Origin of the sequence: Neoakkermansia glycaniphila, assembly GCF_001683795.1 — a bacterium.
In the GTDB taxonomy this organism is placed as follows: Bacteria; Verrucomicrobiota; Verrucomicrobiia; order Verrucomicrobiales; family Akkermansiaceae; genus Akkermansia; species Akkermansia glycaniphila.
The window spans coordinates 293,462-303,909 of record NZ_LIGX01000041.1; the positions used below are offsets into that span (position 1 = coordinate 293,462).

Annotated in this window: 6 protein-coding genes, 1 tRNA gene and 1 pseudogene; 4 read left to right on the top strand and 4 right to left on the bottom strand. The window is 59.3% G+C overall.

Going from position 1 to position 10,448, the window contains the following annotated elements:
* Positions 1 to 2 precede the first annotated feature (2 nt).
* The 4 genes from AC781_RS13135 to AC781_RS13150 all read left to right on the top strand — a co-directional run bounded on the left by AC781_RS13135 (position 3) and on the right by AC781_RS13150 (position 3,730).
* On the top strand, positions 3 to 1,574 hold the full coding sequence (locus AC781_RS13135; protein WP_067777930.1) for an MFS transporter: 1,572 nt from the start codon (positions 3 to 5) through the stop codon (positions 1,572 to 1,574).
* A 2-nt stretch (positions 1,575 to 1,576) separates the two neighbouring features.
* Complete coding sequence (locus tag AC781_RS13140; protein ID WP_172801808.1) at positions 1,577 to 3,001, top strand: efflux transporter outer membrane subunit; 1,425 nt, start codon at positions 1,577 to 1,579, stop codon at positions 2,999 to 3,001.
* Between the two features lie 115 nt (positions 3,002 to 3,116).
* Positions 3,117 to 3,192 (top strand) — tRNA-Lys (locus AC781_RS13145).
* An 85-nt stretch (positions 3,193 to 3,277) separates the two neighbouring features.
* Complete coding sequence (locus tag AC781_RS13150) at positions 3,278 to 3,730, top strand: hypothetical protein (protein ID WP_067777934.1); 453 nt, start codon at positions 3,278 to 3,280, stop codon at positions 3,728 to 3,730.
* Between the two features lie 640 nt (positions 3,731 to 4,370).
* Here AC781_RS13150 and AC781_RS13160 read toward each other — a convergent pair.
* The 4 genes and pseudogenes from AC781_RS13160 to AC781_RS13175 all read right to left on the bottom strand — a co-directional run.
* The gene (locus tag AC781_RS13160; RefSeq protein ID WP_067777937.1) at positions 4,371 to 5,441 is read right to left on the bottom strand and encodes an SPFH domain-containing protein; all 1,071 of its coding nucleotides are present in this window, start codon (positions 5,439 to 5,441) and stop codon (positions 4,371 to 4,373) included.
* Between the two features lie 186 nt (positions 5,442 to 5,627).
* Positions 5,628 to 8,369, bottom strand: a complete 2,742-nt coding sequence (ppdK, locus tag AC781_RS13165) for a pyruvate, phosphate dikinase (protein WP_067777938.1) — start codon at positions 8,367 to 8,369, stop codon at positions 5,628 to 5,630.
* Positions 8,370 to 8,587: 218 nt separating this feature from the next.
* Positions 8,588 to 10,051, bottom strand: a complete 1,464-nt coding sequence (locus AC781_RS13170) for a tetratricopeptide repeat protein (RefSeq protein ID WP_067775849.1) — start codon at positions 10,049 to 10,051, stop codon at positions 8,588 to 8,590.
* 58 nt (positions 10,052 to 10,109) lie between these two features.
* A pseudogene (locus AC781_RS13175) lies at positions 10,110 to 10,448 on the bottom strand (pseudouridine synthase); the annotation flags it as partial.

Consider the following 10,448-nt stretch of genomic DNA (forward strand, 5'->3'; position numbering starts at 1 on the left):
GTATGGATGCAGAGGACGAAAGCAGGGTGAAGGAATCCACGGCGGAACGCATGCGCCGCCGGGTGCTGGTGCTGCTTGCCTTCGGTTGTACGATACTCACTTTTATCAATATGGGCAGCATCACGGCTGCCACGCCCGATTTGTCGGGCACCTTTGTCGTCGGCGTGCTGGATGTTTCGTGGTCCGGTGCGGCCTGTCCGCTGGGAACGGCTCTTTCCTTTTCGGTGGCTTCCTACCTGTGGGCCCGTATCGGGTTGAGGCGGGCTCTGCGCTTCGGGCTGCTGCTGATGGTCGGAGGCTCGGCTCTCGCCTTGGTGGCCGACCACTTTCTGATGATGATCGTGGCGCGGCTGGTGCAGGGATTCGGCGGCGGGCTGGCTCTGGCATACGGAGCGGGAGTGATGGCGGCGGCTCTGCCCCGCGAAGCTCTGGCGTGGCCGATGGGGTTGCGCCTGTATTCTCTGGGCATGGCTTCCTGCATCAGCCCCGTGGTCGGCTGTTTTCTGGTGCAGTATGGAAGCTGGCGGATGCTTTTCGTGCTGACGGGAGCCGCCGCCTTGCTGATGGCTCTCGTCACCTCGATATTCGTACCCAATGCCAGAATCCCTAAGCAGGGGAAGTTCGACTGGTTTTCCTTTCTGTCGCTGGGCATGTCCTGCCTGTGTATGCTGATGGTGCTGATCGACGGGGAGACGGAGGGGTGGACATCGCCATACGTGATGGCATGGGGGTACGGCGCTTTCTGCTTTCTGGCGCTGACGGCCATTTCCTGCCTGAACCACAAGTCCCCGCTGCTCGATTTCAGCGTTCTGAAGAATTACAGGTTCATGTGCGCCCTGATCGCCTCCTTGTGCAATATATTCTGCGTTTGCTGGATCCGTGCAGGTACGGTGCAATTCATGCGCAATACGATGTCGTACGATCCGGTACACATTGCACTGGTGTTTTCCGTGCTGGTCGCTTCCTTCTGCGTGGGGGCTGCATGTGTGCTGCCTCTGATGGTGCGCGGGAAGCTGGCTCTTCGTGTGGGGATGATGGCGGGGTTGCTGGGCCTGAGCGGCGCGGCGTTTCTGCTGGCACGCCTACATACGGGCAGCTCGTGGCTTGATGTCGCGTGGCCTCTGGCCGTGTTCGGCGTGGGCTATGCCTTTTGCATCAACACCGGTTCGCCTCTGATCATGCGCGGTGTGCCGCCGGAGCGGGCTGCCTCTTCCGCACGCACGATGCATACCGTCCGCTTCCTCTTCATCGCCCTGTTTGCAAGTAGCGTGAGCACCGTGCTGGCCCATATGAAAACGAATTACCAGTTCTCCGTTGCGGAGCAGACGCGGGAGGGGTCGCCGGGAGCCGTCGCCACCATGGATATGTGGCAACGCCATTTTGCCGATGCGGGGCAGACGGCCGGGCAGGTGCATGCCGGGGCGAATGCCGTGCTCAACAAGGCCGTATCGCTCCAGAGCCAGATCTTTTCCACCGATTATTTCTATTTGTGCATCGCCATGGTGGGTGCGGCCGGAGTGCTGTTTGCGCTCTTCTGCTTCCGAGTGCGTGCCAATCAACCGACCAATGCATGACCATGAAACGACGCCCGGGCCTTTTTCTCCTTGTTCCTCTTTCCTTGGCGTTCTGCCTGCCGTCCTGCCGGAGTACGGAGCGGTTCGTACGTCCCCAAATGGATGTGCCCGAGGGAGCGGATGCCACGCAGGATGCGGCTTTGTCCATCCATACCCGGCCCCGGTGGTGGCAGGTATTTCACAGCAGCAATCTGGACAGGCTGGAGGAACGGGCGTTCCTGTACAACCGGGATCTCGCGCATGCGGCCGCCGTGGTGGACAAGGCTGCGGCGATGGCGAGTGCGGAAGCGGCCGGAGAATTGCCCCAGGCTTCATTGAAGGCGGGCGCGGCACGGCAGGAATTGACGAAAGGTCAGCAGTATTCCCAGTCTCTTCCGGAGCGCGGGCGCGACCTGTGGCAGGCTTCAGGCATCCTTTCCTATGAGGTCGATCTGTGGGGCAAGCTGCGTATGCGCTCCGGTGCGGCGCAGGCCGATCTGCTGGCCTCTGCGGCTGCAAGGGATGCCGTCTGGCTGCGCCTGTCGGCGGAAGTGGCTTCGGGGTATATCTCCGTATGCACATGGCAGGAGAAGTGCGATATTATCCGGCGTGTGCACGAATCCTACGAACAGACGTGTTCCATGTATGAAAAACGTTTCGAGCAGGGGCAGTACCCCGAGCTTGCCCTGCGCCGCGTGCAGGCCGAGCGTGACAAGACTCTGGCCCAGCTCCGGAAGGCGGAAAACGAATTGTCGAAGGCTGAGAGCATTCTGGCCGTCCTCGTCGGGGAAAGCCCGCGGGCGATCATCTCCGGCGGCAAGACGCGAGGACGGGAAGAGCTGCTGTCCATGACCCCGCCCGCCATCCCCGCAGGCATACCGGCCGATGTGATCGACCGCCGCCCTGATATTTGCGAATGGGAAATGAGGCTTCGCGCCGCCCACGAGCGCAAGGAAGCCGCTCGCGCGGACCGTTATCCCTCTCTCGTGTTGACAGGGGAATTGGGCCATGTGAGTACTGCGCTGGAGGAGGTGCTGAACCAGCCGACGCGCTTGTACGATATTGGCGGCAGCATGCTACAAACATTGTTCGACGGCGGAAGAAAGAGGGCTGCCCTCGATGCCGCATCAGCTGAATATAAAGCGACCGAAGCAGCCTACGAACAGTCCGTGCTGGTAGCCTTCCGGGAAATACGGGATGCTCTCGTCGAACGCCGGCAGGGCGCGGCCATCTATGATGCGACGAAGAGCGAGGTCGATTGTCTCCGGCGAAGCTGGGATATTGCTTCCAGGCAGTACGATGCGGGGTATATCGGCCTGATGGATGCGCTCGACACGCATCGCAGCCTGTTGAACGGGGAGCTGGAAATGGCCGATGCGGAGGAAATGCGCCTGAATGCCGTCGTCAAGCTGTGCAAGGCTCTGGGTGGCGGCTGGAAAGGCTCCTGACCTTCCAACCGTGCTTTCGGACGGTTTTCTGAGGCAAAATGTCGCATTTCATGAAAATAATGCTTGCAAAAACGGAGTAAATACGGTGTAATCTCCCCGCTCCATGTGAGTCAGTGCTTGGATAGCTCAGTTGGTAGAGCAGTAGACTTTTAATCTATTGGTCCCGGGTTCGAGTCCCGGTCCAAGTACCATTATAAAGCCCCGTCAGCTCAACTGCTTGCGGGGCTTTTCCTTGTATCGGCGCATCCTTGCCGACTTACCCCTTCCAACGATACCATGAAACGTTCCATTCTGCCGAGCGCCATTGCACTCTTTGTTTTTGCCGTGTTCCTGTGCATCAAGTTCGATGCCTTCTGGAGAGTATCCGTCATGATGACGGCATGGAGTACTGCCGATTCTTCCGAAAGTGCATGCAATACGTTTGAATCCGGTATCAGCAACAGGACTGCTGTTGAAAGATTCGAGCTTGTTGCGCGGCAATACTTCGAACAATATCCGGATACGGAGATTGCCGTTTATATGGATATGCTCGGATTTCCTTCGTTTGTCCTGCAGCGTAGGGATCCGCAAACCGGGCGGTATTTTTCTTGCAGCTTCATTGAAAGAAACGATTCAAGAAGTGTTCTTTTTGAGCATTCATCGGAAAAGAAGCAGATCGATGAAGGGAAGGTCGATACTTTTCAAACGGTTGATGCATGCCTGCAATTTCTGGCATCGCGTAAGGATTGATCATCGGTCTGTTTTCACATAGGAGCTTTTCCTTGCATCGGCATGTGTTTGTCGGCATACTCAAACGCGACGATATCCATGAAACGTTCCATTCTGACGATTTTTGTTTCGGCCTTGTCTTTTGCTCTGGCTGTATTCTGTTTTATTTATTATGACTGTTTTTGGAGGACCTCCATTTTGTTGACGGCGTGGAGTGGCTTCGATGATTCTTCAAGTTCGTGCAATACTTTTACTTCCGAAATCAGTGCTAGGACGGTGGTTGAAAGATTCGAGATGGTTGCGCGGCAATATTTTGCCAAGTACCCCGATACGGAGATGGCTATCTATGAGGATTCGATAACGTTTCCCTCACTTGTCTTGCAGCGACGGAATGCTCGAACAGGGCGGTATTTTTATTGCTGCTTCTATGAGGCGAATGATTCGATCGGAGTCTATTTCGAACATTCATCGGAAAAATGGCAGAATCATAACCAAAAGGTTCAAGACCTTCAGACGGTTGATGAATGTATACGCTGGGTGGCCCTTTTTTCCGAACGGTAGCATGGCCGGGCGCCGGGCGATGTGGACCCTGCTTTAAAGATGAACGGGAGCCGCTGCAAGAGAGGCTCCCGTTTGTGTCGGATGGAATGGATGGCGGCGGTTATTTGTTTTCCGCCTTGTCGAGGTTGAGGATGCCGAGGACGGACATGTTGCCATCGGCGTCCTTGCCGGAGGGGAGGTAGACTTTGGCGTTGTTGAGCATGTTGTCGTAGGCTTTGGCTCGGAGGACGTTCGGTCCCATGGCCTTTTCCTTGAGTTCGAGGCCTTCCGCTTCTGCCTTGGCCATTTGGAGGGCTGCGGCGGCTTTGGCCCGGCCCTGCATTTCGATGACTTTCGCTTCGGCTTCGCCGCGGGCAAGGTTGGCTTCGGCTTCTTTGCGGGCGAGTTCCATTTTCATGGCGCCTTCGGCTTCGCCCTGTGCTTTTTGGATGGCGATTTGTTTCTGGGCGATTTCGAGTTCGGTGGCCTTGCGTTCGTTTTCCTGCGTGGTCTGGACTTTTTTCACGACGGATTCGATGATGGCAGCCGGAGGGTTGGTTTCCCCGACGGCGACGGAGTCGATGATGAAGGGGGTGTTGTGGAGTTTTTTGCTGAGCTGCTGGAAGACGTGGTCGGAGATTTCCTGCAGGCTGCCGGAGGCGTCGAGGGCGTTGTATTTGCTGAGTTCGGCGCGGACGGCAGTGCGGAAGGGCTGCTGGATGAAGTTGTTGTAGGCGAAGAGCATGATTTCGTCGGCGACTTCGTCGTCATTCCTGCCGGAGCTTTGGGCGATGCCGCCGAAGTCTTCCATGAATTCCTTGACCTTTTTCGGGTCGAGGCGGTAGACGAGGGAGGCGGTGCAGGAGATGGGGAGTTTGTCCTTGCCGAGGACGGCTCCGCCGTTTTGCGCGTCGAATTTTTCGACGGTCGTGTCCGGGGTGATGGATACTTTGCTGACTTCCTGCCGCCAGACCCATCCGGTGGAGGAGGGGCCGACGAGGATGCCTACGAATTTGTTCTGCCCGAAGATGGGTTTTTCGTAGACGTATCCGGCGAAGCCGGAGAGGACGCGTTTGTTGCCCATGTTGGCGCCGAGGAAGATGGCAAGGGCGATGAGGGCGGCGAGGATGATGCCTCCGATGACGAGGGTGCGGCTGAAGTAGCCTGTGGTTTTGGTGTCGTATGTGGCCATATGCGTGATGGTCGGTATGGGGTGGGGTGCGCGTGGTTGAATGTGCGCGGTGGAAGTATGCCTTGCTGCGGGAGGTATGGCAATCTTCAAGTGGGGCGGTATGCGGTTAAACGGCCCGCCCCATGCAAAAAACTCTCCTTCCCGTGAAGGAAGGAGAGTTTGAAGAGCGGTTGCTCAAGCTTCAGGTCAGGCTTGTTCCAGAGCGGCCTGCGCAGCGGCGAGGCGAGCGGTGGGCACGCGGTAGGGCGAGCAGCTGACGTAGGTGAGGCCGAGTTTGTTGCAGAACTTGACGGAGGCGGGGTCGCCACCGTGTTCGCCGCAGATGCCGAGCTTGATGTCCGGGCGGGTCTTGCGGCCGAGTTCAACGGCGATTTCCATGAGTTTGCCGACGCCTTCCTGATCGATGGAGGCGAAGACGTTCGTTTTGACGATTTCGAGGTCCTGGTACTTCGGAAGGAAGGCGCCCGAGTCGTCGCGGCTCATGCCGAGGCCGGTCTGGGTGAGGTCGTTCGTTCCGAAGGAGAAGAATTCGGCGGTTTCCGCGATCTGGTCGGCGGTGACAGCCGCACGCGGGATTTCGATCATGGTACCGACAAGGTATTTGATGGTTTTGCCCTTTTCTTCGAATACCTGAGCGGCGACTTTGTCGATGACGGCTTTCTGGATGTCGAGTTCTTTCTTGAAGGCGACGAGGGGTACCATGATTTCCGGCACGACTTCGAAGCCTTCTTCTTCGGTCACTTCGATGGCGGCTTCGATGATGGCGCGAGCCTGCATTTCGGTGATTTCGGGGTAGGCGATGCCGAGGCGGCAGCCGCGGTGGCCGAGCATGGGATTGAATTCATGGAGTTCCGAGACGCGGCGCATGATGTCTTCGACGCGAAGTTCGAATTTTTCTGCGAGGTCGCGTTGCTGTTCCTTGGTCTGGGGAAGGAATTCGTGGAGGGGCGGGTCGAGGAGGCGGACAGTGGCCGGGAGGCCCTTGAGCGCCTTGAAAATGCCCTTGAAGTCGCTCTTCTGGAAGGGAAGGAGCTTGTTGATGGCTGCCACGCGGTCAACCTTCTTGGTGGCGAGGATCATCTGGCGGACGAAGTCGATGCGGTCGCCTTCGAAGAACATGTGTTCGGTGCGGCAGAGGCCGATGCCTGTGGCTCCGAACGCGATGGCGGCTTCAGCCTGCGAGGGGGAGTCCGCGTTGGTGCGGACGCTCATGCGCGTGGCCTGGCTGCACCAGTCCATGAGCTTGGCGAAGTTCTGGTAGGCGCGGCTCTGTTCGGGGGCAAGGGTTTTGTCGATGAGCACCTGGATGATTTCGGAAGGAGCGGTGTCGACCTTGCCGAGGTAGACGAGGCCGGTGGTGCCGTCGATGGAGAGGTAGTCGCCTTCCTTGACGGTTTCGCCGTTGACGGTGATGGTGCGGGCCGCGTAGTCGATGTTGAGGGCATCGGCGCCGCAGACGCAGACCTTGCCCATCTGGCGGGCGACGAGGGCCGCGTGGGAGGAGACGCCGCCGCGTGCGGTGAGGATGCCTTCGGCCGCGATCATGCCGCGAAGGTCTTCGGGCGATGTTTCGAGGCGGACAAGAAGGACTTTTTCACCGCGGTCGGCTGCTTCGACGCAGCGTTCGGCATTGAGGTAGACGCGTCCGGAGGCTGCGCCGGGGCCAGCGGGGAGGCCGTGGGCGATTTGCTTGGCTTCCTTGATGGCGTTGCCGCTGAAGATGGGGGTGAGGAGCTGGTCCACCTGGTCGGCGGGGATGCGCTTGACGGCGGTCTGCCAGTCGATGAGGCCTTCTTCGACCATTTCGCAGGCGATGCGGAAGGCGGCGACGCCGGTGCGCTTGCCGTTGCGGGTCTGGAGCATCCATACCTTGCGGTCCTGAATGGTGAATTCGAAGTCCTGCATGTCGTGGAAGTGCTGTTCCAGCGTCTGGCGGATTTCGCTGAGGGTGGCGTGAGCCGCGGGCATGACGTTGGCGAGTTCTGCCACAGGATCGGGGGTGCGGACGCCTGCAACGACGTCTTCGCCCTGCGCGTTCATGAGGAATTCGCCGTAGAAGACGTTTTCGCCGGAAGCGGGGTTGCGGGTGAAGGCGACGCCGGAACCGGATTCGTCACCGGTGTTGCCGAAGACCATGGCCTGGACGTTGACGGCGGTACCCCATTCGGACGGGATGCCGTATTTCTGGCGGTAGACGTTGGCGCGGTCGTTGTTCCAGGAACCGAAGACGGCTCCGATGGCTCCCTGAAGCTGTTCCCACGGGCAGACGGGGAATTCGTGGCCGGTACGCTCGGCGACGAGGGCCTTGAAGCGTTTGACAAGTTCCTGCGAGTCTTCGGCGGTCATGTCGGAGTCGAGGATGTCCTTGCCGTAGCGTTCGTGCTTGAGGTTTTCGATGACGGTTTCGAAGGGTTCGTGGTCTTCGCCCGGAAGTTTCTGAACGCCGAGGACGACGTCGCCGTACATCTGGATGAAGCGGCGGTAGCAGTCCCATGCGAAGCGGGGGTTCTGCGTGGCGTCTGCCATGGCGACGACGGTTTCGTCGTTGAGGCCGAGGTTGAGGATGGTGTCCATCATGCCGGGCATGGATTCGCGTGCGCCGGAGCGGACGGAGACGAGGAGGGGCATGGCCTTGGTGTCGCCGAATTTGTTGCCGACGATTTCTTCCATTTTGGCGATGCCTGCCTTGATGTCGTTGTCAAGAGTGCAGGGGTAGGTGCGGCCATGGGCGTAGTAGTAGGTGCAGACTTCCGTGGTGATGGTGAAGCCTGGAGGCACCGGGAGGCCGATGCGTGCCATTTCGGCGAGGTTGGCGCCTTTGCCGCCAAGGAGATTTTTCATAGTGCCGTTACCGTCGGCGGTCCCTCCGCCGAAGGAATAGACGATTTTGTCGGGCGTTGCGCTGCATGCGCAGGTTGTGTTAGACATATGTGTGTGTTAATCAGTGGATTGCGTACAAGTGTGCAGCGTGGTGCCGCACACGGGAAAGGAAGGATACTCTCGGGTAGGTAGGTTGTCAAGCCGCTAAGGTGTCTTCTCTGTTCCTGCCGAAAGAAAAAGGACCGACGCTCGTGAGAGTCGGTTGTCCGTTCCCGTTTGCGGAATGCCGTATGGCATTCCGCGGTTGGAAGAGGGCTGCGCGATGGCTATGGTTTCGGCTGCTCCGCCGCTTTTTTGGCGGCTTCGGCATCCAGCGCGAGGCTTTGTTTGTTGAGCCGGGCGACAATGAATAGCGGGATGATGCAGATGATGATGACGAGAGGAATGCCGGCCCAGAGCATGAGGTTTTTGTAGAATGCGCTGGTTTTGTCTCCCCGTTCTGCGCCGATGCTCCACCATTTGTATGCGCGCAACGGGTTCCACGGCTGGGAGGAGCCGGGCAGGAGGTGGAGCAGGCCGCGGCGCGCCATGGCGGCGGGCACTCCGCGTTCGGAGGCGATGTAGTACCATGTGTCCGCCAGCTCCTTGTTTCCTTGGTCGTCGTAGTAGAGTGCGAGCGCATGGGCGGCGGCGGCTCCGGGAGCGTCGCCGTAGGTGTTGGCTGCGAGAGTGAGCATGTCGACCGCTTTTTTCTCATCCCTGGCCGTGCCGATGCCTCTCATGTACATGTCGGCGGCGTCGAGCAGAGCAGGGCCGTAGCCGAAGGAGGCAAGCTGCTCGGTGCAGGCGAGGGCTTTGGCCGGATCTTTTTCAATGCCTTCTCCCGAGAGGTAGGCTTTGCCGAGGAGGTAGATGGCCGCGGGGTGGTTCCGGGCGGCAGCCTGCTGGAGGTATTTGACGCTGAGCGTGAGGTCCTGTGGTACGCCGCGGCCCGCCTTGTAGTTGGCTGCGAGCATCATCATGGCGTCGATGCTTCCGAGTTCCGCTCCCTTGCGGTACCATGCGAGAGCCTGTTCGGGAGAGGCTTCGCATCCGGTTCCCTGTTCGTACATGCGGGCGACGCGGTAGGCGGCGTGGACATGGCCTTTATCCGCTGCCTGCCGCATGTGGGCGAGGGCTTGTGCGGGTGCGGCTTCCGCGCCGAGTCCGTCGCGTTCCATGATAGCCAGCCAATACAAATCTTCCGAAGCGGCCTTTTCGGCATTCTGCACGAGGGCACCGAGAGATTGGCGGGCTTTGGCATACCATTGTTTCGCCTGTTCGGTTTCCTTGGGGCCGCCGTAGCCTTTTTCCATCATGCGGGCAATCTGGTATTGGCTGGCGGCGTGTCCTGCTTCTGCCGCCTTGAGCCACCATTTACGGCTTTCGGTGGCGTTCGGCAGGATGCTGAGGGTCATGTTGCCGAGGAGGTAGAGGCTGCCGAGGTCGATCATGGCGGCAGTATCGTTTTTCTCGGCTTTTTCCCGGAGGATCTGCTGGTATTTTTCTCCCCATTGGCCGGCCTCGATGCCTTTTTCCTGCGCTGCATAACGGATGCCGAGATCCATGGCGGCTTTGGCGTCGCCTTTGTTGGCAGCCTGTTCGAGGGCTTCCATTTTCTGGATTTCTTCCGGCGGTAAGGCTTCGGTTGCAGCCGGAGCGGAGGGGGGGGGGGTGTTTGGTGTGGTGGTTTCCGCCTGCAAAAGGTTGGCGCCTTGCAGGAGGAAGAGTGCTGTGAGCAATGTTTTCATGGCAAGGGAAGAAAAGGCCCGAAGACGGTGTGTCTTCGGGCTGTTGGTGCGGTGAGGTTTAGTCCTGGCGGCCGAAGCGGCGGTCGGGGCGATCGCCGAAGTGGCGGCTGGGCCTGTCTCCAAAGCTGCGGCGTTCGCCGAAAGGTTTGCGGTCTCCGAAGGAGCGGCGTTCGCCACCTGCATTGCGATCGTTGCCGAAGCTGCGGCGTTCTCCGTCGAAACGGCGTTCGCCGAAGGGCTTGCGGTCTCCAAAGGAGCGGCGTTCGCCACCTGCATTGCGGTCGTTGCCGAAGCTGCGGCGTTCTCCGTCGAAGCGGCGTTCACCGAAGGGCTTGCGGTCTCCGAAGGAGCGGCGTTCGCCACCGGCATTGCGGTCGTTGCCGAAGCTGCGGCGTTC

Bases quoted from the DNA above. Each gene is read 5' to 3' on its own strand.
- AC781_RS13160 (WP_067777937.1), bottom strand. From the start codon at position 5,441: ATGGCCACATACGACACCAAAACCACAGGCTACTTCAGCCGCACCCTC.
- AC781_RS13135 (WP_067777930.1), top strand. From the start codon at position 3: ATGGATGCAGAGGACGAAAGCAGGGTGAAGGAATCCACGGCGGAACGC.
- ppdK (WP_067777938.1), bottom strand. From the start codon at position 8,369: ATGTCTAACACAACCTGCGCATGCAGCGCAACGCCCGACAAAATCGTC.
- AC781_RS13170 (WP_067775849.1), bottom strand. From the start codon at position 10,051: ATGAAAACATTGCTCACAGCACTCTTCCTCCTGCAAGGCGCCAACCTT.
- AC781_RS13150 (WP_067777934.1), top strand. From the start codon at position 3,278: ATGAAACGTTCCATTCTGCCGAGCGCCATTGCACTCTTTGTTTTTGCC.
- AC781_RS13140 (WP_172801808.1), top strand. From the start codon at position 1,577: ATGAAACGACGCCCGGGCCTTTTTCTCCTTGTTCCTCTTTCCTTGGCG.